General features: G+C 70.8%; 22 protein-coding genes. 14 read left to right on the top strand and 8 right to left on the bottom strand.

Going from position 1 to position 25,180, the window contains the following annotated elements; translation table 11 throughout:
- Window positions 1-39: 39 nt before the first annotated feature.
- Window positions 40-1,122 carry an alanine racemase gene (alr, locus tag IDM46_RS12100; protein ID WP_185115853.1) on the bottom strand — a complete coding sequence of 361 codons (1,083 nt, stop codon included), beginning with the start codon at window positions 1,120-1,122 and terminating at the stop codon, window positions 40-42.
- Entirely contained in the window at window positions 1,122-2,408 is a 1,287-nt protein-coding gene (locus IDM46_RS12095) for a D-amino acid dehydrogenase (RefSeq protein WP_185115851.1), read from the bottom strand. The genes alr and IDM46_RS12095 overlap by 1 nt, the downstream gene beginning before the upstream one ends.
- A 119-nt stretch (window positions 2,409-2,527) precedes the next feature.
- Between IDM46_RS12095 and hemC the strand changes: the two genes are divergently transcribed.
- A complete protein-coding gene (gene hemC / locus IDM46_RS12090) occupies window positions 2,528-3,442 on the top strand; it encodes a hydroxymethylbilane synthase (protein ID WP_182824460.1) in 915 nt (304 codons plus the stop codon).
- A gap of 94 nt (window positions 3,443-3,536) precedes the next feature.
- On the opposite strand, the gene IDM46_RS12085 is transcribed toward hemC, so the two are convergent.
- From IDM46_RS12085 to IDM46_RS12065, 5 genes are all read right to left on the bottom strand, one after another.
- Entirely contained in the window at window positions 3,537-4,220 is a 684-nt protein-coding gene (locus IDM46_RS12085) for a DUF481 domain-containing protein (protein ID WP_182824462.1), read from the bottom strand.
- 93 nt (window positions 4,221-4,313) lie between these two features.
- A complete protein-coding gene (locus IDM46_RS12080; RefSeq protein ID WP_185115850.1) occupies window positions 4,314-5,270 on the bottom strand; it encodes a DmsC/YnfH family molybdoenzyme membrane anchor subunit in 957 nt (318 codons plus the stop codon).
- A gap of 9 nt (window positions 5,271-5,279) precedes the next feature.
- Complete coding sequence (locus tag IDM46_RS12075; protein ID WP_185115849.1) at window positions 5,280-6,011, bottom strand: 4Fe-4S dicluster domain-containing protein; 732 nt, start codon at window positions 6,009-6,011, stop codon at window positions 5,280-5,282.
- A 7-nt stretch (window positions 6,012-6,018) separates the two neighbouring features.
- Complete coding sequence (locus IDM46_RS12070) at window positions 6,019-7,791, bottom strand: SLC13 family permease (RefSeq protein ID WP_182824469.1); 1,773 nt, start codon at window positions 7,789-7,791, stop codon at window positions 6,019-6,021.
- A complete protein-coding gene (locus IDM46_RS12065; protein WP_221441886.1) occupies window positions 7,788-10,652 on the bottom strand; it encodes a molybdopterin oxidoreductase family protein in 2,865 nt (954 codons plus the stop codon). Before IDM46_RS12065 ends, IDM46_RS12070 begins: the two co-directional genes overlap by 4 nt.
- A 115-nt stretch (window positions 10,653-10,767) precedes the next feature.
- On the opposite strand from IDM46_RS12065, the gene IDM46_RS12060 reads away from it, so the two are divergent.
- The gene (locus IDM46_RS12060) at window positions 10,768-11,736 is read left to right on the top strand and encodes a YafY family protein (RefSeq protein ID WP_182825262.1); all 969 of its coding nucleotides are present in this window, start codon (window positions 10,768-10,770) and stop codon (window positions 11,734-11,736) included.
- A gap of 25 nt (window positions 11,737-11,761) precedes the next feature.
- On the opposite strand, the gene IDM46_RS12055 is transcribed toward IDM46_RS12060, so the two are convergent.
- Complete coding sequence (locus tag IDM46_RS12055; protein WP_185115846.1) at window positions 11,762-12,382, bottom strand: lipocalin family protein; 621 nt, start codon at window positions 12,380-12,382, stop codon at window positions 11,762-11,764.
- A 422-nt stretch (window positions 12,383-12,804) separates the two neighbouring features.
- Here IDM46_RS12055 and IDM46_RS12050 point away from each other — a divergent pair, with 422 nt between their 5' ends.
- From IDM46_RS12050 to IDM46_RS11995, 12 genes are all read left to right on the top strand, one after another.
- The gene (locus IDM46_RS12050; protein ID WP_185115844.1) at window positions 12,805-14,919 is read left to right on the top strand and encodes a prolyl oligopeptidase family serine peptidase; all 2,115 of its coding nucleotides are present in this window, start codon (window positions 12,805-12,807) and stop codon (window positions 14,917-14,919) included.
- Window positions 14,916-17,096 (top strand): S9 family peptidase, encoded by a 2,181-nt coding sequence (locus tag IDM46_RS12045; protein ID WP_185115842.1) that lies wholly within the window; start codon window positions 14,916-14,918, stop codon window positions 17,094-17,096. The genes IDM46_RS12050 and IDM46_RS12045 overlap by 4 nt, the downstream gene beginning before the upstream one ends.
- Before the next feature lie 56 nt (window positions 17,097-17,152).
- A complete protein-coding gene (locus IDM46_RS12040; RefSeq protein WP_182824480.1) occupies window positions 17,153-17,560 on the top strand; it encodes a YbaN family protein in 408 nt (135 codons plus the stop codon).
- A gap of 55 nt (window positions 17,561-17,615) precedes the next feature.
- Entirely contained in the window at window positions 17,616-17,900 is a 285-nt protein-coding gene (locus IDM46_RS12035; RefSeq protein WP_182824482.1) for a lipoprotein, read from the top strand.
- 52 nt (window positions 17,901-17,952) lie between these two features.
- Window positions 17,953-18,765: a diaminopimelate epimerase gene (gene dapF / locus IDM46_RS12030; protein WP_223878081.1), complete on the top strand. Its 813-nt coding sequence runs from the start codon at window positions 17,953-17,955 to the stop codon at window positions 18,763-18,765.
- Entirely contained in the window at window positions 18,762-19,436 is a 675-nt protein-coding gene (locus IDM46_RS12025) for a DUF484 family protein (protein ID WP_182824486.1), read from the top strand. The genes dapF and IDM46_RS12025 overlap by 4 nt, the downstream gene beginning before the upstream one ends.
- Before the next feature lie 39 nt (window positions 19,437-19,475).
- Window positions 19,476-20,402 (top strand): tyrosine recombinase XerC, encoded by a 927-nt coding sequence (xerC, locus tag IDM46_RS12020; protein ID WP_185115841.1) that lies wholly within the window; start codon window positions 19,476-19,478, stop codon window positions 20,400-20,402.
- 74 nt (window positions 20,403-20,476) lie between these two features.
- On the top strand, window positions 20,477-21,379 hold the full coding sequence (locus IDM46_RS12015; RefSeq protein ID WP_185115839.1) for an amidohydrolase family protein: 903 nt from the start codon (window positions 20,477-20,479) through the stop codon (window positions 21,377-21,379).
- A gap of 47 nt (window positions 21,380-21,426) precedes the next feature.
- Entirely contained in the window at window positions 21,427-21,978 is a 552-nt protein-coding gene (gene hslV, locus IDM46_RS12010) for an ATP-dependent protease subunit HslV (protein WP_182824492.1), read from the top strand.
- An 8-nt stretch (window positions 21,979-21,986) separates the two neighbouring features.
- Window positions 21,987-23,378, top strand: a complete 1,392-nt coding sequence (hslU, locus tag IDM46_RS12005) for an ATP-dependent protease ATPase subunit HslU (RefSeq protein WP_223878080.1) — start codon at window positions 21,987-21,989, stop codon at window positions 23,376-23,378.
- Between the two features lie 14 nt (window positions 23,379-23,392).
- The gene (locus tag IDM46_RS12000) at window positions 23,393-23,833 is read left to right on the top strand and encodes a hypothetical protein (protein ID WP_185115838.1); all 441 of its coding nucleotides are present in this window, start codon (window positions 23,393-23,395) and stop codon (window positions 23,831-23,833) included.
- Between the two features lie 141 nt (window positions 23,834-23,974).
- On the top strand, window positions 23,975-25,180 hold the full coding sequence (locus tag IDM46_RS11995) for a VCBS repeat-containing protein (RefSeq protein ID WP_185115837.1): 1,206 nt from the start codon (window positions 23,975-23,977) through the stop codon (window positions 25,178-25,180).

The following is a 25,180-nucleotide window of genomic DNA, read 5'->3' as shown; positions in this document are numbered from 1 at the left end:
GGCGCCGCAGCGCCAGGCATTGCCTTCGCGCGACAGTGGTCAGAGGCGCTGGATCGTCTGTCGCGTCGCCCGCTTCAGCCCGGTCAGCAGCCGGTACGGGCTGTTCCCGCTGCGCGCCGCGACTTCGGCCACCGGCAGGCGCGCGCCCCACAGTTCGATATCGCTGCCGATGCCGGCGCCGGGGTGGTCGGTCAGGTCGACGGTCAGCATGTCCATCGAGACGCGCCCGATCAGCTCGCCCGGTTGGCCGTCGATGATCACCGGGGTGCCGGAGGTCGCGTACTGCGGATAGCCGTCGGCGTAGCCGGCCGCCACCACGCCCACGCGCGTCGGGCGCGAGGTGATGAAGGCGCCCGCGTAGCCGATCGGTTCGCCCGCGGCGAGCTCGCGCACCGCGATGACCTTTGACGCCAGCTCCATCACCGCGCGCAGCGGCTCGGCCTCCGCGCACGGCGCGTCGAGCATGTGCGAGCCGTAGAGCATCAGGCCCGGGCGCACCCAGCCGCCGCGTGCCGCTGGCCAGGCCATCAGCGCGGCGGAGTTGGCCAGGCTGGTGGTGGTGCCGGGCGGAAGCCGCGCCAGCATCGCGTCGAACGTGGCCAGCTGTTCGGACGTGCTGGCGTGGCCGAGTTCATCGGCGCGCGAGAAGTGGCTCATCGCGACCATCCCGCCCACCCACGGCAGTGCGCGCAGGCGCCGCCATGCACCGGGATAGTCGTCGGGTGCGAGGCCCAGGCGGTGCATGCCCGAGTCGAGCTTCAGCCACACCGGCAATGGCTCCCGCAGCGGATGGCGCTCGAGCACGTCGACCTGCCAAGGCGAGGCGACGACCGTCCACAGCGCATGGCGTTCGATCAGTGGCAGCTCGTCGGCGTCGAAGAAGCCTTCCAGCAGCAGGATGGGCGCGCGGATGCCGGCCTCGCGCAGCTCGATCGCCTCCTCGATGCAGGCCACGCCAAAACCGTCGGCTTCGCCGTCGAGCGCGCGTGCGCAGGCCACTGCACCGTGTCCGTAGGCGTCGGCCTTGACCACGGCCAGCGCCCTGCCGCCGCCGAGCGTGCGCGCGTGGCGGTAGTTGTGGCGCAGGGCGTCGAGGTCGATGGTGGCGCGCGCGGGGCGCATCAGCGCAGCCCCGTGGGCGCGGCGGGCCAGGGGCGCCCGTAGCGGGAGATGTCGAGGCCCTCGCTGTCGATCGCGGGCGCACGGCCGTCGACCAGGTCGGCCAGGTAGCGCCCCGAGCCGCAGGCCATCGTCCAGCCCAGGGTGCCGTGCCCGGTGTTGAGCAGCAGGTTGCGGTACGCCGTGGGGCCGACCACGGGCGGGCCGTCCGGCGTGGAGGGGCGCAGGCCACTCCAGAAACTGGCGTTGGCAAGGTCGCCGCCATCGGGATACAGGCTGCGCACCACCATCTCCAGGGTGTCGCGGCGGCGCTGCGGCAGCGACAGGTCATAGCCGCTGACTTCGGCCATGCCGCCGACGCGGATGCGATCGTCGAAGCGGGTGATGGCCACCTTGTAGCTTTCGTCGAGCACGGTCGAGTGCGGAGCCAGCCCGGGGTCCGTGATCGGGATCGTCAGCGAATAACCCTTGAGCGGGTACACCGGCAGGCGGATGCCGAGGGGCGCGAGCAGGCGTGGCGACCACGCGCCCAGCGCCAGCACATAGCGGTCGGCGGTTTCGGTCCGGCCCTGGATGCGCACGCCGGCGATGCGGTCCCCGTCGCCCAGCAGGGCTTCGACGTCCTGCCCGTAGCGGAACTCGACCCCCGCGGCCTCGGCCATCGCCGCCAGCCGGGTGGTGAAGAGGTGGCAGTCGCCGGTTTCGTCGCCCGGCAGGCGCAGCGCACCGGCCAGCGTATCGGCGACCCTGGCCAGCGCCGGCTCCACGCGGACGATTCCGGCGCGGTCGAGGAGCTCGTAGGGCACGCCGTACTGGCGCAGGATCGCGATGTCCTTGGCGGCACCGTCGAGCTGCGCCTGCGTGCGGAACAGCTGCGTGGTGCCGAGCGTGCGCTGCTCGTAGGCGATGCCGGTATCGCGGCGCAGCTCCTCCAGGCAGGCCCGGCTGTACTCGGCGAGCCGCACCATCCGCGCCTTGCTGATGGCATAGCGGTGATGGGTGCAGTTGCGCAGCATCTGCCACATCCAGCGGTACTGCGCGGGGTCGGCGGTCGGCCGGATCGCCAGCGGCGCGTGCCGCGACAGCAGCCAGCCCACCGCCTTCAGCGGGATGCCCGGCGCGGGCCAGGGCGAGGCGTAGCCGGGCGAGACCTGGCCGGCATTGGCAAAGCTGGACTGCATCGCGGGGCCGGTCGCACGGTCGATGACGACGACCTCGTGCCCCTGTTGGCGCAGATACCACGCGCTGGTCACTCCGATCACACCGGAGCCCAGGATCAGGATACGCATTGGGATTGACTCGATGGGCCGGGCGGCCAGTGGTTGCGGCGTGGCCGACGGGTTCATGGAATGCGCCAGTATATGGATCGAAACCCGCGCCGGCCTGTGCGGAAGGCGATAATGGCGCGGTGAACACCCTCCGCATCGCCACCCGCAAGAGCCCGCTCGCCCTCTGGCAGAGCGAACACGTCGCCGACCTGCTGCGCGCCGCCCACCCCGGGATCGTGGTGGAGCTGGTGCCGATGTCGACCCGCGGCGACGAAGTGCTGGACCGCTCGCTGTCCGCGATCGGCGGCAAGGGCCTGTTCCTCAAGGAACTGGAACTCGCGATGCTGCGCGGAGAGGCCGACTGCGCGGTGCATTCGCTGAAGGACGTGCCGATGGAAGTCGACGCGCCGTTCGCACTGCCGGCGTTCCTGGCGCGCGCCGACCATGCCGATGCCTTCGTCAGCAACCATCATGCAAGCCTGGCCGCGCTGCCCGAGGGCGCGCGCGTCGGCACCTCGTCATTGCGCCGGCAGTCGCAGCTGCGCGCGCTGCGCCCGGACCTCGAGATCCGCGACCTGCGCGGCAACGTCAACACCCGCCTGGCCAAGCTCGATGCCGGCGAGTACGACGCGATCGTGCTGGCCTGCGCGGGTCTCGACCGCCTCGGCTTCAGTGCACGCATCCGCATGCGCCTGGATGCGCCGGACTGGCTGCCGGCGCCGGCGCAGGGCGTGATCGCGATCGAATGCCGCGGCGACGATGCCGCGGTGATGGCGCTGTGCCGCGCCCTCGACCACGCGCCCACCCGCACCTGCGCGTCGGCGGAGCGCGCCCTCAACCTGGCCCTGCACGGCTCCTGCCACGTGCCGGTCGCCGCATTCGCACGCCTTGAAGGTGACACGTTGCGTCTGGACGGCCTGGTGGGCAGCGAACACGACGGGCGCAGCGTCCGCGCCAGCGCCCAATCCCCCGCGTCGACGCCCGACGCGCTTGGCCAGGACGTCGCGGCGCGCCTGCTCGCCGCCGGCGCCGCCGAGTTCCTTCCCCCCAGGTAACCCCGGCCGCGACCAACCAGCCCCGATCGCCCCTTCGCGCCTTCGCGCCTTCGCGCCTTCGCGCCTTCGCGCCTTCGCGAGAAACCGCCCCCGCCTAGAACCGGTAGCGCAGCTGCAGCGAACCTTCGGTGGCCGTTGCGCCGCGTCCACCGTCGCCGGCGCTGTCGTGGCGCAGCTCGAAATTCGAATGCAGGGTCCATTGCGGCTGCAGGCGCAGGTCCACGCCGATCACCTGCCGGGTGGTGGTGTTCAGGCGGCCGGTCTCCACCAGGACCCGCTGGGTCAGCAGCGCGTTGTCGCTGAGGTTCTGCCGCAGCTCGAGGCGGCCGCGGGCGATCGGGCCTTCGCTCGCGGTGCCATGGTCGGCATAGGGCTGCAGGCGGTAGCCGGTGCCGAATTCCACGCGGAGATTGGTGTCCGGCGTGCGCACGGCCTCGTAGCCGAAGCCGGCATCGAAGCGCGAGTGGCTGCCGTGCGTGGTGCGCCAGTCGCGGCGCGACGCCGGCGAGTACAGCGGATAGCGCCGCGCCGCGATCGCCGGCAGCCGTATCGGCAGCAGCGGGTCCAGCGTGCCGGGTGCCTTGGGCCGGGCGATGCGCGTGAACCGCGTCGGCGCGCGCCAGCCGGCGTCGTTGCAGACCAGCTGGTAGCAGGGGCGGCGCAGGTCGGCGCGCCCGGCCGCCACGGCGAACAGCGCCGGCTCGCCGGGGGACTCCGGCAAGGGCGCGATCAGCACGGGCGGGGCGGCAATGGCCACCCACAGGGCGGCGGACAACATGCCGTAGGGCTCCGATGGAAACGATTACCGGGCAATTATCGCGTCTTTTAGACGCCGTTCAAAGGCGATGCCCCCGGAATACGGCGGTGCGGTTCAGTAATACGCCGAAACCACATGGCGCGCCTGTGCGAAAAACAGCCAGCGTTCCACGAAGGCCGCGGCCAGCAGCCCGAGGGCGGCCAGCAGCACGCCGGCAACCGGGGACAGCAGGGCGGTCGCCACCAGCAGGGTCGCCAGCAGCGGCGCCGCGACCAGCGCGAGGCTGGTGGCGATCCGCAGCCGCAGCGCATGGCGGCGGGCCACCGCGAACACCATCTCGCGGGTGATGTAGTTGGCCTCGGTGTGCGGATGCTCGAACACCCTGGCGTCGCGGCCCGGCAGGCCGAGCGCGGCGCCGCGCGCGGCCGGCGCGCCGGCACCGTCGATCGCCAGCCAGTACAGCCACTTCAGCCCGGCCAGCAGCGCGCCCAGGATCGCCAGGCTGGCGAGCATCATCGCGGGCCCCTGCCCGCGCAGCATCGCGGCCATCACCAGGAACTGCAGCGCAAGCCCGGTCAGCAGGGCAAACAGCAGGTACACCGGCACCACCAGCGGATGGCGCCACGCCGGGATCGGCTTGAGCGAGGCGTAGATCATTGCCGTGCAGGCCACCGTGGCCAGTGCCTGCACCGCGAGCAGCAGGCCGAGCAGCGCCAGCCACGCGGCGCGCGATGCGCCGGCCGGCATCCACACAAGCAAGGCGATGACCGCGAGCGCGGTCACTGCGGTGGCGATCGCCAGCACGCCCTCGCGCGACAGCCACGAGGTGCGCCATTGGCTGAGCGCGCGCCAGGCGCGGCGTGGCTGGCCGAGGTGGCCGAGCGAACTCAGCAGGCCCGCCGTCGACAGCACCAGCCCCAGTACCACGCCGGCGAACTGCACGCCATCCAGCGCGGTGGACAGCCCGCCGCGCAGCGCCAGCAGTGCGATCGCGATGCCGGTCCACGCCAGCAGGCCATAGCCGGCGCCGGAGAGCGTGGTGAAGAAGATGATCGACAGTGCGGGTCGCATCGGGGTCTCTCAGCGCCGGAACGTGCGGGCCAGCCAATGTAGTGGCGAGGCTGCACGCGTGGCTGTGTCGGGCTCCGCGCTTTCGCCATCGCCGCGCCGCGGTCGCGGCGGCAGGTAGCGGTTTACCGGCTGGTAGCCGAGTTCCGGCAGCAGCGCCACGCCGCCGCGTTCGGCGACCAGCTTCGACACCGCCGACGCCGGGTCGCCGAGATCGCCGAAGTGCCGCGCGCGCGTCGGGCAGGCCTGCACGCAGGCCGGCTGGCGCTCGGCCTCCTCGAGGTTCACGTTGTAGATGCGGTCGACGCACAGGGTGCATTTCTTCATCACCCCCTCGACCTCGCTGTACTCGCGCGCGCCGTAGGGGCAGGCCCAGCTGCACAGCTGGCAGCCGATGCACGTGTCCTCGTCGACCAGCACGATGCCGTCCCCGGCGCGCTTGTAGCTGGCACCTGTCGGGCACACCGTCACGCACGCCGGCGTCTCGCAGTGCAGGCAGCTGCGCGGGAAGTGCAGGGTCATGGCCGGCTGGGCCTCCGCCTCCGCCAGCTCGTAACTGTGCACGCGGTTGAACCACACGCCGGATGGATCCTTGCCATAGGGGTGTTCGTCGGTGAGCGGCCCGGCGATGCCGCCGGCGTTCCACTCCTTGCAGCTGGTCGCGCAGGCGTGGCAGCCGACGCAGGTGTCGAGGTCGATCACCAGGCCCATCTTCCTCGGCGACGGCGGTGGCAGGCTGGTCATCGTGGCCTCACGGCGAGAAGGGAAAGTAGCGCGGGATCAGCACGATCGCCATCGCGATGAAGATGACGTTGAGCGGCAGCCCCACTTTGAGGAAATCCTGGAAGCGGTAGCCGCCGGCGGCGTAGACCATGGTGTTGGTCTGGTAGCTGATCGGCGTGGCGAAGCTGGTCGACGCCGCGAACGCCACCGCCACAAGGAACGGCTTGCTGTCCAGGCCGAGCGATTCGGCGGTGGCGATGGCGATCGGCACCACCAGCGCGGCCGACGCGTTGTTGCTCATGATCTCGGTCAGCACCGAGGTCAGGATGTAGATCACCGCCAGCGTCGCCACCGGCCCGAAGCCGCCGACCACGTCGATCGAGAAATCGGCGACCAGCGCCGCCGCGCCGCTGTTCTGCAGTGCGATCCCCAGCGGCAGCACGCCGGCCAGCAGCAGCACCACGCGCCAGTCGATGGCGGCGTAGGCGTCTTCCGGCTCCAGCACGCGCAGCAGGATCAGTGCGACGCAGCCGAAGATCGCCGAGGCCACGATGCTCATCCAGCCGGCGGCGGCAACCGCGACCACCGCGGTCAAGATGCCGAGCGCCAGCAGCGCGCGGCGGATGGAGCTGCGTTGCTGGGGGCGCTCGGCGAGCAGCACCAGGCCGGGGTCGGCGCGCATCAGGTCGAGCGCGCTTTCCGGCGCATCCAGCAGGAACACGTCGCCCATCGCCAGCGGCACCTGGTCGAGTGGCTGGCGGATCGACAGGCGATGGCGGTGCAGGCCCTGGACGCGCGCGTGGTAGACGTGGGCGAAGCGCAGGCCGGCGAGCGTATGGCCGATCAGGTGCGAGCCCGGGGCGACCATCGCTTCGGCGTGCACGCGTCCGTCGTCCCCGCCCGCGTCCTCGAGCCCGCGTGCCACCTCGTCGAACTTCAGCTTCAGCTTGCGCCGCGCCGCATCGATGTCCGGCCAGGCACCGCGCACCAGCATGCGGTCGCCGGGCTCGATCAGCGTGTCGCGCGGCGCGGGCAGCGCGGTGCGGCCACGGAAGAGCTCCAGCACCACCACGTCGCCGCTGGTGTGCGGCAACAGGTCGCTGGCGCGCTTGCCGACCGCGCCGGACTTGTCGGACACCAGCAGTTCGGCCACGTAGCGGCCGGCATGGCCGCTGTCGGCCTGGTGCGGGACGCCGAGATCGGGCAGCAGGAAGCGCCGCGCGATCATCAGGTACACGGTGCCCACCACCACGAAGACGATGCCCAGGCGACTGAACTCGAAGATGGTGAAGCCGGCATGCCCGGCCTGGCGGGCCATCGAATCGACCAGCAGGTTGGTGGAGGTGCCGATCAAGGTGCACACGCCGCCGAACTGCGCGGCGTACGACAGCGGGATGAGGAACTTCGACGGCGGCAGGTTGTTGGCCACCGCGGCCGCGATGATCAGCGGCAGGAACACCGCCACCGCCGCCGTGTTGTTGATGAACGCCGAGACCGCCGCGGTCAGTACGATCATCACCAGCGCGAGCAGCCAGCCCCAGCGGATGCGCGCGATGGCCTCGCCCAGGCGGTTGAGCGAGCCGCTGCGCTGCAGGCCGGCGCTGAGCACGAACATGGCCGCCACCGTGACCGTGGCCGGGCTGCTGAATCCCGACAGCGCTTCTTCGGTCGTGACCAGGCGCAGGGTGAGCAGCGCCGCCAGGACCAGCATCGCCACCACTTCCGGCGGCAGCTTCTCGCTGACGAACAGCGCCACGGCGCCGGCGAGGACCAGGAAGGTCAGCAGCATCTCCTGGGTCATCGTCGGCGCGCACCGTAGCGGAGCGGACCGTCGGGCGCGTCACCCAGCGGCAGCGGCGCGAACTGCGGCTGCGCGCTTTGCGAATGTCCGGCATCGGCCTTGCGGATCGACACGCGCAGGTCGAACCACGCCGCCTGGCCGGTGACCGGGTCGGCATTGGCGTAGTCGCCGCGCGGGGTGCGGTCCGAGATGAGGTGGTTGAGCAGGAAGCCGGTGTCGCCTTCCGGTGCGTCCTTCGCCAGCCGCCAGGCACCGCGGCGCTTGCCGATCGCGTTCCAGGTCCACACCGTGTCCGGCTGCACGTTGCCGGCGAATTTCGCCTGCACGGTGATCTCGCCGTTGTGCGAGGCGACGGTGATCCAGTCTTCGTCGGCGAGCCCCAGGCCCGCGCCGGTGTCGGGATGCAGGTACAGCCAGTTGCGCGCGGCGATCTGCCGCAGCCACGCGTTCTGCGATCCCCAGGCGTGGTACATGAACATCGGTCGCTGGGTCACGGCGTTGAGCGGATAGGTCTTGCGGCTGGTCTGGTCGTGCTCGAACGGCTCGTACCACATGGGCAGCGGGTCGAAATACGTGGCCACGCGTTCACGATGTTCCTCGGGCGGCTGGTGCTCGCCGTGGCCCAGGGCGGCGAGCCGGAACTTCTGCAGCGGTTCGGCGTAAAGCTGCAGCACGATCGGCGCGGTGGAGCCGATGAAGCCCAACCTGTGCGCCCATTCGAGATAACCGCGGTTGGCCATCTTGAAATAGCGCGCGTGCTCGGGGATCTCCTCGCGCCAGAAGCCGCCGTTGTCGATGTAGCGCTGCAGCTGCTCCGGGTTGGGCGCGCCCTTGCCGTGCAGGTCGCCGTCCTCGCCGCGCCAGCCGGCGAGCAGCCCGACGCCCGGCGTGCGTTCGTGGCGGACGATGTAGTCGGCGTAGTCGCGGTACGCAGGCGAGCCGTCGGCGTGCACCATGCCGGGCAGGCCGAGGCGCGCGCCCAGATCGAGCAGCACCGACTGGAAGCCGCGCACGTCGCGCGCGCGCCCGTCGCTGCCGTCCTGCGTGGCGGGATCGAACACCGGATGGCGCATCGCATCCGCCGCGCCGTCGGCATCCGAGATCGGCCGGTCGAGCATGCTGATCGCGTCGAAGCGCTCGAGGTACGTCGTGTCGGGCAGCACCAGGTCCGCGTAGGCGACCATCTCCGAGGCGTAGGCGTCGGAATAGATGATGTGCGGGATGCGGTACGTGCCGTCGGCGTCCTTGTCGGTCAGCCAGCGCATGGTCTCGCCGGTGTTCATCGCCGAGTTCCAGCTCATGTTGGCCATGAACATCATCAGCGTGTCGATGCGGTACGGATCACCGGCGTGGGCGTTGCGGATCACCGTGTGCATCATGCCGTGCGCCGACAGCGGATAGGCCCACGAGAACGCGTGGTCGATGCGGCGTGGCCGGCCTTCGGCGTCGACCAGCAGGTCCTCCGGGCCGTGCACGAAGCCGAGCGGGCCGGCATCGAGCGTGCCGTCGGCGCGGCGGGTCTTGCCCGGGCGGTTCGGCGGCGGGATCGGCTTCGGATAGGGCGGCTGGTAACGGAACGAACCCGGCGCATCCACCGCGCCCAGCAGCAGCTGCAGCAGGTGCAGCGCGCGGCAGGTGTGGAACCCGTTCGAATGCGCGCTGATGCCGCGCATGGCGTGCAGCGACACCGGGCGCCCGGGCATGTCGGTGTGTTCGCGGCCCCAGGCGTCGGTCCAGGCGATGGGCAGTGACAGCTTGCTGTCGAACGCGGCCGCGGCGAGTTCGCGCGCGATGCGGCGGATGGTGTCGGCGGGAATGCCGCAGCGTTCGCAGACCGCGTCCGGCGCGTATTGCGGATCGAGATAGCGTTCGGCGACGAGCTGGAACACGGGCACCGCGCTGCGGCCGTCGTGAAGCCTGTACTCGCCAACCACCGCCGGCGAGATGTCGATGCTGTCGGCGGGCTGCAGCCCTCCTTCACCGGCCGATCCCACCCAGCAGAGCGCCTGTCCCGCGGCATCCCGTACGAACAGCCCGTCCCCGGCCGCGCCCGGGTCGCGCACCACCAGCCAGTGCGCGTTGGCGTAGCGCACCAGGTAGTCCAGGTCGATGCGGTCCATGCGCAGCAGCTCGTGGATCAGCGCGAACGCGAACAGGCCGTCGGTGCCGGGGCGGATGCCGATCCACTCGTCGGCGATCGCACCGTAGCCCGAGCGCACCGGGTTCACCGCGACCACCTTGGCACCGCGGGCCTTCAGCCTGCCCAGGCCGAGCTTGATCGGGTTGGAGTCGTGGTCTTCGGCGACGCCCCACAGCATCAGGTACTGCGTGTGCTCCCAGTCCGGCTCGCCGAATTCCCAGAACGAGCCGCCCAGCGTGTACAGGCCGCCGGCGGCCATGTTCACCGAGCAGAAGCCCCCGTGCGCGGCGTAGTTGATGGTGCCGAACTGCTGCGCCCACCAGCCGGTCAGCGCCTGCGACTGGTCGCGGCCGGTGAAGAACGCAAGTTCGTCCGGATTGCGCGCGCGCACCGACGCCAGCCACGAGGTGGCGAGCTGCAGCGCTTCATCCCATTCAACCTCGCGGAATTCACCGCTGCCGCGTTCGCCCACGCGCAGCAGCGGCTTGGCCAGCCGCGCCGGCGAGTAGTGCTGCATGATCCCGCTGGCACCCTTCGCGCACAGCACGCCCTGGTTCACCGGGTGCGCGGGGTTGCCCTGGATGTAGCGCACCTTGCCGTCCGCCAGCCAGACCTTGATGCCGCAGCGGCAGGCGCACATGTAGCAGGTCGTGGTCTTGACCTCGTCACCGGGCGAGGGCGAGGTGTCGATGGCGGGATCGTTCGGGGCGGATTCGCGCATGCGCCCCATTGTGCCCATGTGCCCGTGATCGCGCTGGCGTCGTCGGGGCGGCGCGCGACGAGGCAGAATAGCCGGGCAGCCGGCGGTGCCGGCCATCGTCGACAAGGGCCCCTGCATGGACCGCTACGAACGCATCCTCTCGCTGCACCGCATCCTGAAGTCGGCGCGCTATCCGGTGACGGTGGCGCGGATGCAGGACGAGCTCGGATGCTCGCGCGCCACCGCCTACCGCGACCTGGCCTTCCTGCGCGACGCACTGATGGCACCGGTCACCGGCGACGGCGATGCCGGGTTCCGCTATGCGGCCGAGGACAGCGACCGCTTCGAGTTGCCCGGACTGTGGCTGAACTCGGACGAGCTGCACGCGCTGCTGGCCGCGCAGCAGCTGCTGTCGCGCAGTGGCGGCGGCGTGCTGTCGTCGGCGCTGGCGCCGCTGCAGTCGCGCATCGACAAGCTGCTGAGCCAGCATGCCAGCGGCAAGCGCCTGCCGATGGAGCGCGTGCGCGTCATCCCGCACCGCACCCGGCGCCTCGACGAACACGCGTTCCGCGTGGTGTGTTCGGCGGTGCTGGAGCGCCGGCAGCTGGCCTTCGAATATCGTGCGCGCTCGACCGGCGAGAAGACCCGGCGCACGGTGTCGCCGCAGCGCATCACGCATTACCGCGACAACTGGTACCTCGACGCCTGGGACCACGAGCGCGAGGCCCTGCGCAGTTTTTCCGTGGACCGCGTCGTGCATGCAAAGGCGCTGGAGGCGGTGGCGACGGATGTCGACGAGGCCGAGCTCGACCGCCACCTCGGCGGCAGCTACGGGATCTTCTCCGGGGCGCCCAAGGGCGTGGCCACCATCATGTTCAGCGCCAAGGCCGCGCGCTGGGTGGCCGACGAACACTGGCACTCGCAGCAGCAGGGGCGGCACCTCGCCGACGGCCGCTACGAGCTCAAGGTGCCGTACAGCGCGCCGCGCGAGCTGCTGATGGACGTGCTGCACTACGGCAGCGACGCGGAGATCATCGAGCCACCGTCGCTGCGCGAGCAGGCGCGCACCCTGCTGGCGCTGGCACTGGCGAACTACGAAGGCTGAGCGCGGACCCGCGGGCCGCGGTGCGTCAACGCCGGGAGGTCGGCGCAGCGGCGGGCTCGAAGCCCAGCTTGCCTTCCTGTGCCGGCACCTGCGGCACACGCCGCAGCTTGTCGGTGTTGACGCCGTGGCGGCCGATGCGCTTCTCGAGCTCGAGGTAGGCGGCATCCTCGACCACCTGCGCGCGGGTGAGGATCCAGGCGATGTCGCGCCCCTGCGCATCCATCAGCATCCAGCTGCCGTCCTCGGCGACTTCGAGGATGCGCAACTTGCCGGGCACCACGCCGAACAGGCGGACGCTCCACACCAGGTCACTGTGGCCGCTGCGGCGCGCGGTCATGTCGTCGCTCTCTTCGGGTTCGGCGAAGCCTTTGCGCCAGGTGCGGTGCACGGCCACGTGCCCGTCGCCATCGGCCGTGAAACGGACCCGGTGCGCCACACGGCCACGCTCCCCGAACCATGGCACGCGCGCCGCCACATGCCAGTTGCCCATCAGCGCATCCAGCGCCTGTGCCGGGACCGTCTCCGCGTGCTCGGCCACGGCCGGGCCGCGGGTTGCACCGCACGCCGCCAGCAGCAGCCCCAGCGCGGACGCGGCGAGCAGGTGGAACATCCGGAGGGCGGGGCGGTGATTCGGTTTGGCGGTCATCGTGTGGTCCATGAAGTCGGCGCAGCATCGACCAGGCGTGGCGAACGCGGTGTCAACGCCGGTCGCAGTCCCTGAGATGGCCGCGGTCGAAGCTGCGCGTCCATTGTGGAGGATTGCCATGACCGTTGATTGTCACAGTTCAGCGCGGCACGCGCGCCGTGCCGCCGCGGCCGCCGACGGCGACTGGCTGTCCCGCGCGCTGCTCGGCCTGGTGTTCGTGGCCGTGGTGGCGCTGTTGTCGCTCCCGCAGGCGCGCGCCGGCAGCACCACGTTCGGCTGGCTCGCGCTGTGGCTGCCGGGCCTGCCCGCCTGCGCCTGGCTGGCGCTGGCAGCGGCGCGCCGGGCCAGGACGTCCGGCCGCCGCCAGGCCGTGGACGCTGTGCTAGCGTGGCCGGCCACGTCCGCACTGCTGGAGTTGCCGTATGCCCAAGCTGTCCCACGCCTGCCTGTTTGCCGCACTGGCGGCCACCGCGTTCGGCGCACTCGCCCAGCCAAAGGAGTCCGAAGTGGTCGATCCGCACCAGTGGCTGGAGGACGTGGAGGGTGAGAAACAGCTCGCCTGGGTCCGCACGCAGAACGCCGTGGCCGAAGCCGAGCTCGCCGCCACGCCCGGGTTCAAGTCGCTCGAGGCGGAGCTGCTGGGCATCTACGACTCCGACGACAAGATCCCCGGCGTCTACAAGCAGGGCGCGTGGTACTACAATTTCTGGAAGGACAAGCAGCACGAGCGCGGCCTCTGGCGCCGCACCACGCTCGACGAATACCGCAAGCCGCAGCCGAAGTGGGAGACGGTCCTCGATCTCGACGCGCTGAACAAGGCCGAGGGCGAGAACTGGGTCTGGCACGGTGCCGACTGCCTGAAGCCCGCCTACGAGCGCTGCCTGGTCGCGCTGTCGCGCGGCGGCGCCGATGCCGACGTCACCCGCGAGTTCGACCTGTCCACGCGCCAGTGGGTGGACGGCGGGTTCTTCCGCGAAGAAGCCAAGGGCGGCCTGCAGTGGATCGACCGCGACACGGTGTATGTCTACACCGATTTCGGCGACGGGTCGCTGACCAGCTCGGGCTATCCGCGCATCGTCAAGCAGTGGACCCGCGGCACGCCGGTGGCGTCGGCCACGGTGGTGTACGAGGGCAAGCCCGACGACATGTACATCGCGGCCATGCGCGACCACACGCCCGGCTTCACGCGTGATTTCGTCAGCCGCACCCTGGCCTTCTACAACGACGAGCTGTACCTGCGGAACGCCGACGGTTCGCTGGCCAAGGTCGACGCGCCCAATTCGGCCAAGAAGGGTGCGCACCGCGAGTGGCTGACGCTCGAGCTGCGCGAGCCCTGGGACGTCGCCGGCAAGTCCTACAGGGCCGGCTCGCTGCTGGCGGCGAAGTTCGACGACTACATGGCGGGCAAGCGCGAGTTCCACGTGCTGTTCGAGCCCACCGACACCACCTCGCTGGCCGGTGCCACCTTCACCCGCAACCACCTGGTGCTGAACGTCCTCGATCATGTCAAGAACCGGCTCAGCGTGCTGACCCCGGGCGCCGACGGCTGGACGCGCCGCGAGTTCGCCGGCGCGCCGGAGTTCGGCACGGTGGCGGTCACGGCGGTGGACGACGAGGATTCCGACGCGCTGTGGATGACGGTCACCGACTACCTGACGCCGAGCACGCTGTCGCTGGTCGAGGTGGGTGGACAGCCGGAAGTGCTGAAGAGCATGCCCGTGTTCTTCGATGCCTCGACGCATGAAATCGCGCAACACTTCGCCACATCGAAGGACGGCACCAGGGTCCCGTACTTCCTCGTGCACCCGAAGGGCATGGCGCTCGACGGCGGCAACCCGACGCTGCTGTACGGCTACGGCGGCTTCGAGATCTCGCTGACCCCGGGCTACTCCGGCAGCGTGGGCAAGGGCTGGCTGGAAAAGGGCGGCACCTACGCGGTCGCCAACATCCGTGGCGGCGGCGAATACGGTCCGCGCTGGCACCAGGCGGCGCTCAAGGCCAACCGCCACAAGGCCTACGAGGACTTCGCCGCCGTCGCGCAGGACATGATCACGCGCAAGATCACCTCCCCGGCGCACCTCGGCATCCGCGGCGGCAGCAACGGCGGGCTGCTCACCGGCAACATGCTGACGCAGTACCCGGAGCTGTTCGGCGCGGTGGTCATCCAGGTGCCGCTGCTGGACATGCAGCGCTATCACAAGCTGTTGGCGGGCGCATCGTGGATGGCCGAGTACGGCAATCCGGACATCGCGGCGGAGTGGGCGTTCATCCAGAAGTTCTCGCCCTACCATCTGTTCGATGCGGCGAAGGACTACCCGCCGACGCTGATCCTCACCTCCACGCGCGACGACCGCGTGCATCCGGGCCACGCGCGCAAGATGCACGCGTTGATGTCGGCAGCCGGCAAGGACGTGCGCTATTACGAGAACATCGAGGGCGGCCACGGCGGCGCTGCCAACAACCGGCAGGCGGCGCACATGGACGCGCTGTACCTGACCTTCCTCTGGCAGCAGCTCGGCAAGCACGCCACCCCATGAAACCCATCGCACTCGCAGGCCTGTTGCTCATGACCACCACCACCCACGCCGCGGCGCCCACGCCGCCCGACGTCGAGAAACGCCAGCACGAGGTGCGCGCACCGCACGGCGCGGTGCGGGTCGACGAGTACTACTGGCTGCGCGACGACAGCCGCGAGGACAAGGCCATGCTGGCCTACCTCGGGGCCGAGAACGCCTACGTCGACCAGGTGATGGCGCCGCTGAAGCCGGTCGAGGACGCGCTCTACGACGAGTTCGTCGCCCGCATCAAGCAGGACGACGCCAGCGTGCCGTTCCGCGAGCGCGGCTGGTGGTATTACCAGCGCTACGAGACCGGCAAGGACTATCCGGTGCACGCGCGGCGCAGGGATGCCGACGGCCTCGGCGCCGCCGACGTCATGCAGCTCAATGACGCCGGCGATTTCGCCGCCGAGCAGGTGCTGCTCGACGTCAACACCATGGCCGCCGGCAAGGACTACTTCAGCGTCGGCGTGTACGAGGTGAGCCCGGACAACCGCATCCTCGCGTGGGCGGACGATGCGGTCGGCCGCCGCCAGTACACGATCCGCTTCCGCGACCTGGAGACCGGCACGGACTATCCCGAGTCGATTCCCGGGCTGTCGGCGGACATGGTCTGGGCCGATGACAACCGCACGCTCTTCTACGTCGAGAACGACCCGGAAACCCTGCTCACCGTGCGCGTGAAGAAGCACGTGCTGGGCACGCCGGTGGCCGACGACGTGCTGGTCTACGAAGAGAAGGACGACAGCTTCTACATGGGGCTGTCGCGCACGCGCGACGACCGCTTCATCTGCATCGGCGTGGAGAGCACGGTAGCCAGCGAGCTGCGCTGCACGCCTGCCGCCGCTCCTGGCGCGTTCACCGTGCTGGCGCCGCGCGAGCGAGACGTGGAGTACGACGCGGACCACTTCGACGGCCGCTGGGTGATCCTCACCAACGCGCCGGACGCCGAAGGCAACAAGGCGCCGAACTACCGCCTCGCCACCGCGCCCACCGGCGCCACGTCGCGCGCGGAGTGGAAGGAGTGGATCGCGCACCGCGACGACGTGCTGCTCGAGGATTACGAGCTGTTCGACGGTTTCACCGCGATCGCCGAGCGCTCCAACGCGCTCGAGCGCGTGCGCGTGCTGAAGGCCGGTGGCGACGAGTACGTGGCCGCCGACGAGCCGGCGTACTCGATGGGTCTGTCCATCAACGCCGAACCCGGCACGCCGTGGCTGCGCTACGGCTACACCTCGCTGACCACGCCGGCCACCACCTACGAGCTCAACGTGCTCAGCGGCGAGCGCCGCCTGCTCAAGCAGCAGCCGGTGATCGGCTACGACCCGTCGAAGTACGCGACCGAACGCAGCTGGGCGACCGCGCGCGACGGCAGCCGCATCCCGGTGTCGCTGGTCTATCGCAAGGGTTTCAGGAAGGACGGCAGCGCGCCGCTGCTGCAGTACGCGTACGGCAGCTACGGCATGTCGATGGACCCGGGCTACAGCCTGACCACCACCAGCCTGCTCGACCGCGGCATGGTGTACGCCATCGCCCACATCCGCGGTGGCCAGGAGATGGGCCGCAAGTGGTACGACGACGGCAAGCTCGGCAACAAGATCAACACCTTCACCGACTTCATCGACGTCACCGACCACCTGGTGGCCGAGGGCTGGGCGGCGAAGGACCGCGTGGCGGCCTACGGCGGCAGCGCCGGTGGCCTGCTGGTGGGCGCGATCGCGAACATGGCACCGGAGAAGTACCGGCTGATCCTGTCGCAGGTGCCGTTCGTGGACGTGGTCACGACCATGCTCGACCCGACCATCCCCCTGACCACCAACGAATACGACGAGTGGGGCAATCCGGCGCGCAAGGCCGACTACGACTACATGGTCCGTTACTCGCCGTACGACAACCTCGAGGCCAGGGCCTATCCGTCGATGTTCATCGGCACCGGCCTGTGGGATTCGCAGGTGCAGTACTGGGAGCCGGCGAAGTACGTCGCCCGCCTGCGTGACCTGGACACGTCGGATGCGACGGTGCTGTTCCGCACCAACATGGACGCCGGCCACGGCGGCAAGTCCGGGCGCTTCCGCCGTTACCGCGAACTGGCCGAGATGTACGCGTTCATGCTCGACCAGCTCGACGTGGACGGCGGCGCCGCAGCGACGCCTTGAGCCGCTCCGCGCGCGGCAGGGCGCCCGTCGCCCGCCACGCGCGGCATGATGCCGCCATGCCTGGCAGGTCCGACCGACGCGTGCGCTTCCGCTGGGCCTGGTGGCTGCTCGCCTACGTGGCGCTGGGCCTTGGCCTGGTGGGGATCGTGGTGCCGGGGCTGCCCACGGTGCCCTTCATCCTGCTGTCGGCCTGGGCGGCGGCGCAGGGCTCGGCGCGCCTGCACCGCTGGCTGCTGGCGCATGCGCGCTTCGGGCCGATGATCCGCGACTGGCATGAGCACGGTGCGGTGACCCGGCACTCGAAGTGGATGGCAAGCGGCGCGATGCTCGCCAGTGCGCTGTTGCTGCTCGCCCTGGCCTGGCTCACCGGCTATGCGCGCTGGTGGGCGGTGGCACTGCCGATCGCGTGCATGGCGCTGGTGGCCGCATGGCTGTGGCGCCGGCCCGAGCCGCCGGCCCGGTAATACGCCGGCCCGCCGGCCGGTCGTCATGGCCACGGCCCGGCGCTAGACTGCGCGCATGAACATTCGCCCCTTGCTCGCCGCCACCCTGCTGTCCACGCTGCTGCTGTCCGCCTGCGGCAACAAGGGGTCGCTGATCCCGCCGCCGCCGCCCGGGGCCGAGCCCGCGCCGTCCGCGGCGGCGATCGATGCCGGTGCCGAAGCCGACCCGCGTCCCGTGGACGAACTCGACCCGCCGCTGCCGACCGAGCCGGTAACCGTTCCGGTCGACGTGCCGGTGGATGGCGAAGAGCCGCCCGCCGTCGACGACGGCGACGACGGCGACGGCGACGGCGACGGCTGAGGTCGTGCCGGTCGCGGCCATCCCCGCCGCGGCGCCGCTGCGCTTCAGCAAGATGCACGGCGCGGGCAACGATTTCGTGGTGCTCGACCTGCGCGGCGGCGCGGCCCCGCCCGATGCCGCGCTGTGCCGGCTGCTCGCCGACCGCCACCGCGGCGTCGGCTGCGACCAGATCCTGACCATCGCCAGCGCGCGCGACGCGGGCGCGGTCGCCTCCTACGCCATCTGGAACGCCGACGGTTCGCCGTCGCAGCAGTGCGGCAATGGCGCGCGCTGCATCGCCGCCTGGCTGGTCCGCGCCGGCGCCGCCGGCGACGCCTTCATGCTCGACAGCCCGGTCGGGCGCCACCACGTGCGCATGCTCGGCGACGGACTGGTCGAGATTGAAATGGGCGCGCCGGACTTCACCCCCGCGGCGGTGCCGCTGGCCGGCTTCGCCGCCGCTGCCGATGCGTACGAACTCGGGTTCGAAGGCACCGCGTTGCGCTTCGGCGCGGTCTCGATGGGCAACCCGCACGCCGTGCTCGAGGTCGACGATGTCGACGCCGCGCCGGTGGCGACGCTCGGCCCGGCGCTGCAGCGCCACGCGGCGTTTCCGGATTCGGCCAACGTCGGCTTTGCCCAGGTGCTGGCCGCGGACCGCATCCGCCTGCGCGTGTTCGAGCGCGGCGTCGGCGAAACGCTGGCCTGCGGCAGCGGCGCCTGCGCCGCGGTCGCGGTGCTGTCGCGGCGCGGCCGCGTGGATGGCGCGCGTGGCGTGACCGTTGCGCTGCCCGGCGGCGAGCTGCGCATTTACCATGGCCTGGACGGCGGCATCCGCATGGCGGGTCCGGCCACGTTCGTCTACGAAGGAAGATTCAACGCATGAGCGAGACCGGCGAGAAGATCGGCGCACACGAGGTCGCGGCCTGGCTGCGGCGCCACCCGAAGTTCCTGCAGCAGTTCCCGGACCTGGCAGGCAGCCTGGTGGTGCCGCGCGAGGACGGCCCGGCGGCATCGCTGGCCAGCTACCAGCTCGAAGTGCTGCGCGACAAGAACCGCGAGCTCTCGCGCCGCCTGCAGGACCTGTACGCGGTGTCGCAGGAAAACGAGCGGCTCGCCGTGCGCACCCACCAGCTGACCCTGGCGCTGATGCGCCAGCAGGACCCGGCAGGCGTGGTGCGCGCGATGGTGGCCACCCTGGCCGAGGACTTCAACGGCGACCTGGTGCGCGTGGTGCTGTTCGCGCCGGTGGCCGCGCTGGGCGACGAAGAATGGCTGCAGGTGATCGCGCGCGACGACCGCGTGCTGCAGCCGTTCGCCGACTGCCTGCGCGATGGCGAACCGCTCTGCGGCCGCCTGCACCCCGACAAGCAGGCCGTGCTGTACGCCTCGCGTTCCGACGACGTGGCGTCCACCGCGCTGCTGCCGGTCGAGGGCGTGGGCCTGGTGGCGGTGGGCAGCAGCGACGCCAACCGCTTCTATCCCGGCATGGGCACGCTGTTCCTGCGGATGATGGGCGAGGCCTTCGCGGCGGCGCTGCTGCGCCAGCGCGATTAGTCTCGCGAAGCCGCGAAGACGCCGAGGGAGAAAGAAGGCATGGCTGGGGTGGATGCGGGGAGTGCGGTGGCCGCAGGACCGCATCCGGCGATCGACGACTTCCTGGCGCATCTTGAAGTGGAGCGCCGCGCGTCGGCGCACACGCTCGATGCCTACCGCCGCGACCTGCAGGCGCTGGCGCACTGGGCGGAGGGGCAGGGCGGCTCCGGACTGCTGGAACTGCAGTCGCTGCAGCTGCGCGCGTTCGTTGCCGACGAGCATCGCCGCGGCCTGTCGCCGAAGAGCCTGCAGCGGCGCCTGTCCGGCTGCCGCAGCTTCTATCAGTGGCAGCTGAAGCACGGCCGCATCGCGGCCAATCCGGCCACCGGCGTGCGCGCGCCCAAGGCGTCACGCAAGCTGCCGCAGGTGCTGGATGCGGACGAAGCCGTGGCGCTGGTCGAAGTGCCCACCGACGCGCCGCTCGGATTGCGCGACCGCGCGTTGCTGGAGCTGTTCTATTCCTCCGGCCTGCGCCTGGCCGAGCTGCGCAACCTGCGCTGGCGCGAGCTGGACCTTGCCGACGGCCTGGTCACCGTCACCGGCAAGGGCAACAAGCAGCGCAGCGTGCCGGTCGGCTCGCATGCCTGCCGTGCACTGGCCGCCTGGCGCGCCGACACCGGTGCCGCGGCCGATGCACCGGTGTTTCCCGGCCGTGGCGGTGGTCCGATCAGCGCGCGCGCCGTGCAGTTGCGCCTGCGCCTGCTGGCGCAGCGCCAGGGCCTGTTCAAGCGCGTGCATCCGCACCTGCTGCGGCATTCGTTCGCCAGCCACATGCTGGAGTCCTCGGGCGACCTGCGCGGCGTGCAGGAGCTGCTCGGCCACGCCGACATCGCCACCACGCAGATCTACACCCACCTCGACTTCCAGCACCTGGCCAAGGTCTACGACGCCGCGCACCCGCGCGCGAAGCGACGCGCAAAGGACTAGGCGGCACGCCTGGCGCTGGCCGTCGCGCCCGCCACCCCGCGTAGTACACATGGATGTCCACCGGGAATCCCGCCATGCGCCTGACCTTGCTCGCGTACCTGCTGTTCCTCGCCGCGCCGCTGGCCGCGCACCCCTATGACGGCCCGATCATCGACGTGCACCTCCACGTCGGCCCGGCTGCGCCCGGCGCGCCGAACCCCGCCACCGGCGAGGCGACGACGGCCGCGACCGATGCCGACCGCGAGCGCCTCACGCTGGAGCGCATGCGCCGCCACGGCATTGTGCTCGGCCTGGTCAGCGGGCCGGATGCGTACATGGCCAGCATGCGCCAGGCCGGCGGCGATGCGATCCGCGCCGGCGCGTTCATGGATGATGGCCGCACGCGGCTGCCGCCGCCGGAGGTGCTGCGCAAGGCGTTTGCCAGCGGCGAACTGCAGGTGCTGGGCGAGATCGGCGCGCAGTACCACGGGCTTGATGCCGGCGACGCCTGGTTCGAGCCTTACCTGGCGCTGGCCGAGGAGTTCGATGTCCCGGTCGGCATCCACACCGGCCTGGGCCCGCCCGGCACGCCGTATGGCTGCTGCCCGGAGTTCAGCGTGGAGCTCGGCAACCCCAAGCTGCTGGAGCCGATGCTCAAGCGCCATCCGAAGCTGCGCGTGTGGCTGATGCACGCCGGCTGGCCCTACCTGCAGGAAACCAAGGCGCTGATGTACGTCTACCCGCAGCTGCACGCCGATGTGTCGGTGATCAACTGGATCATCCCGCGCCAGGAGTTCCACGATTACCTGCAGGCGCTGGTGACCGCGGGGCTCGGCGAGCGGCTCATGTTCGGCTCCGACCAGATGGTGTGGCCGGAAGCGATCACCCTGGCGGTGGAGGGCGTGGACAGCGCGGCGTTCCTCACGCCGGCGCAGAAGCGCGCGATCTTCCACGACAACGCCGCGCGGTTCTTGAAGCTGGGTGCCCCTGGAGGTTGATGCGGGGCATCACGGCCCCATCTGGGAGGTTCAGACCCGGAGGCCGCATGGACCCCAGCCAGAACCCCAATGTCTTCCACGCCACCACCATCGTGTCGGTGCGCCGCGACGGCCGCGTCGCGATCGCCGGCGACGGCCAGGTCACGCTTGGCCACACGGTGATGAAGTCCAATGCGCGCAAGGTGCGCCGCCTCGGCCGTGACGGCCAGATCCTCGCAGGCTTTGCCGGCGCCGCCGCCGATGCGTTCACCCTGTTCGAACTGTTCGAATCCAAGCTCGAGAAGCACGGCCAGCTGACCCGCGCCGCCGTCGAGCTCGCCAAGGACTGGCGCACCGAGCGCCGTTTCGGGAAGCTCGAGGCGCTGCTCGCGGTGGCCGACAAGGACACCTCGCTGATCATCAGCGGCACCGGCGACGTCATCGAACCCGAGGACGGGCTGGTCGCGATCGGCTCCGGCGGCCCCTACGCGCTGTCCGCCGCGCGCGCGCTGCTCGCGCACACCGCGCTCGATGCAAAATCGGTCGCCATCGAGGCGCTCAACATCGCCGGCGACATCTGCATCTACACCAACCGCAACGTGGTGGTCGAGGAGCTTTGAACATGCGCATGAAAGTGGACAATTCGCACGCCTCGATGACCCCGCGCGAGATCGTGCAGGAACTCGATCGCCACATCATCGGCCAGCAGGACGCCAAGCGCGCCGTCGCGATCGCGCTGCGCAACCGCTGGCGCCGCGCGCAGCTTGATGACGAACTGCGCAACGAAGTGATGCCCAAGAACATCCTGATGATTGGCCCCACCGGCGTCGGAAAGACCGAGATCGCGCGTCGCCTGGCGACGCTCGCCAATGCGCCGTTCGTGAAGGTCGAAGCCACGCGCTTCACCGAGGTCGGCTATGTCGGCAAGGACGTCGAGCAGATCATCCGCGACCTCGCCGACACCGCGGTCAAGCTGTACCGCGAGCAGGCCAAGCAGAAGGTGCGCACCCAGGCCGAGGAGCGCGCCGAGGACCGCATCCTCGATGCGCTGCTGCCGCGGCGCGAAACGCCGGCCGCGGGCTTTGGATTCAATCCGGGCGCGCAGCCCTCGACCACCGTCGACATCGGCGCCGAGCCGTCGCGCGTGGAGTCCGAAACGCGGCAGAAGCTGCGCCGCCAGCTGCGTTCGGGCGAGCTCGACGACCGCCAGATCGAGATCGAGCTGAGTGCCAATGTCGGCGTCGACATCATGACCCCGCCCGGCATGGAGGAGATGGGCCAGCAGCTGCGGCAGATGTTCTCCAGCCTCGGCGGCGGCAAGACCCAGAAGCGCAGCGTGAGCATCCGCGCCGCGCGCCCGCAGCTGGTCGAGGAAGAGGCAGGCCGCCTGGTCAACGAGGACGAGGTGCGCGAGGCCGCGATCGAGGCCTGCGAGCAGCACGGCATCGTGTTCATCGACGAGATCGACAAGGTCGCCAAGCGCAGCGAGGGCATGGGCGCCGATGTCAGCCGCGAAGGCGTGCAGCGCGACCTGCTGCCGCTGGTCGAAGGCTCCACGGTCAGCACCAAGTACGGCTCGGTGAAGACCGACCACATCCTGTTCATCGCCTCCGGTGCGTTCCACCTCGCCAAGCCCAGTGACCTGATCCCCGAGATGCAGGGCCGCTTCCCGATCCGCGTCGAGCTGTCGGCGCTGACCAAGGATGACTTCGTGCGCATCCTCACCGAGCCCAAAGCCTCGCTGACGCGGCAGTACGTCGAGCTGCTGAAGACCGAGGGCGTCAACCTGGAGTTCGCACCCGATGCCGTCGACCGCCTCGCCGAGATTGCGGCGCAGGTCAACGAGCGCCAGGAGAACATCGGCGCGCGTCGCCTGCACACCGTGCTCGAGCGCCTGCTCGATTCGCTGAGCTTCGAGGCGCCCGACCGCAGCGACCGCGTGGTGATCGACCGCGCCTACGTCGACGCGCAGCTCGGCGAGCTGGTGCAGGACCAGGACCTGAGCCGCTACATCCTTTGAGGAGGGGCATGCCCATGTCCAGGTCTCCGATGATCGCCGCCGCCGCCGTCGCGATGGCCCTGCTGCTCGCCGCGGCGCCGGCATCCGCGCGTGGCGTTTCCTGTCGCCTCGATTTCGACATGTCCGGCTGGTCGGTGTTCTACAAGACGGCGTCGGGTACGGGCCGGGTGCGCTGCGACAACGGCCAGGCCATGGCCGTGCGCATCAGCGCCAAGGGCGGCGGCCTGACCATCGGCAAGTCCGAGATCCGCGGCGGCCGCGGCGAGTTCTCGGGCGTGAACAACATCCGCGAGGTGCTCGGTACCTACGTCGCCGCCGAGGCGCACGCGGGCGCGGTCAAGTCCAGCAAGGCGCAGGCGATGACCAAGGGCGAGGTGTCGCTGGCGCTGGCCGGCACCGGCGAGGGCTGGGACCTGGGCGTGGCCTTCGGCGGGTTCACCATCGAGCCGCGCTGACGCGGCAGATCCGGTCGGCCACCGCGCGACGTGGAGCCCCGGGAACAGCCCGGATCGCCGCCGCAGTGGCCGCGGGTGGCTGCGGCCGGCGTTGCGCCTTGGCAGGGCCGCCCCCCGTGCGGCAACGCCGAGGCCATCGCCATGCACCGGGAACCACCCGCCTTCCTGCTTCTCGCAGCGCTCCTCGCCGCCGCGTGCGCGGCACCCGTGGACGCGGCTCCGGCCGTGGTCCCCGATGTGGTCAAGACGCGGATCAACGAGGTGGTTGCGGCCTGCGCGCGTGCCGGCGGCCGCCTGGGCGACGTGAGCGGGCAGGGGCGCTTCGTCATCCCCGCCGACTTCAACGGCGACGGCCACACCGATTTCGTGGTGTCGGAAGGCAACGTGCCCTGCGACGGCGCGCCGGCGCTGTTCCGCGAGAACGGACTGGCGCGCGTGGAGCTCTATACCGGCACCGGCACGGCCAGTGCGCAGCTGGTGTTCGCCGATCACCTGCTGGCGTACCGCGTGCTCGCCGGTAGCCCGGCCAGGCTTCAGATCGCGCGCCGTGGCGAGGCCTGCGGGGGCGGCAGTGGCGCAGCCAACCAGTGCGGGGCCGAGTTGCGCTGGAACGCCGCGCAGGCACGCTTCGACGAAGTGCCCACCGGCAGCCGCGGCGCAGCGGCGCAGGGCACGGCCTCCGGTCCGGCGGCCACGCCAGTTCCGGTGGCGGCGAATGCACGCACCGCCCACCTCGAGCGCTGCCGCGCCGGCGAGCGCCGGGACAATCCGAAGAAGGCCGCCGCGGATATCGACAGCGCCTGCGGCGACCTGTGGGACAAGATCGAGGCGGCCGGGCCACTTGCGGACGTGATGCTGGCCGCGGTGCCGGCGCGCGCCGGCGAGCCGCTCACGCTGGCCGATCTCCGCGCGCGCGTGCCGGCCGCGCGCTGGGGCGCGGGCGCGCCGGTCTCCGGGGCGACGGCCACCGCGGCCACCGGCCGCCTCGGCGCGCTGGACGCCTGGGTTGGCGGTACCGCCAGCGCGCCTAAATCGCTCGCGCTGGGCTGGAGCGAAGTCGGCGCCGACCCGCCTTACGACCTGCCCGGCGCACTGGCCGCGCGCGGGGCGAAGCTTGAGCCGCTGGGCTGCTACCACTTCGGCGCCGGGGAAGTGAACGCGGTCTACGTGGTCAACGCGCCCGGTCGCCCGCCGTTCGCGCTCACCATCTACACCCGTGGCGCACCCGTCGCGCAGGCCACGGCCCAGCAGAACATGAGCGTCGCGCTCGACGGCGTGCTGCCGACGCGCGCCAGCCTGCGCGCGGAGCACCGGGACCCGCCGTGGGAAGATCCCTGCACGGTGTAG

This window comes from Luteimonas sp. MC1825, from assembly GCF_014764385.1.
Classification (GTDB): Bacteria; Pseudomonadota; Gammaproteobacteria; order Xanthomonadales; family Xanthomonadaceae; genus Luteimonas.
This window is presented reverse-complemented; position numbering and strand designations above follow the sequence as displayed.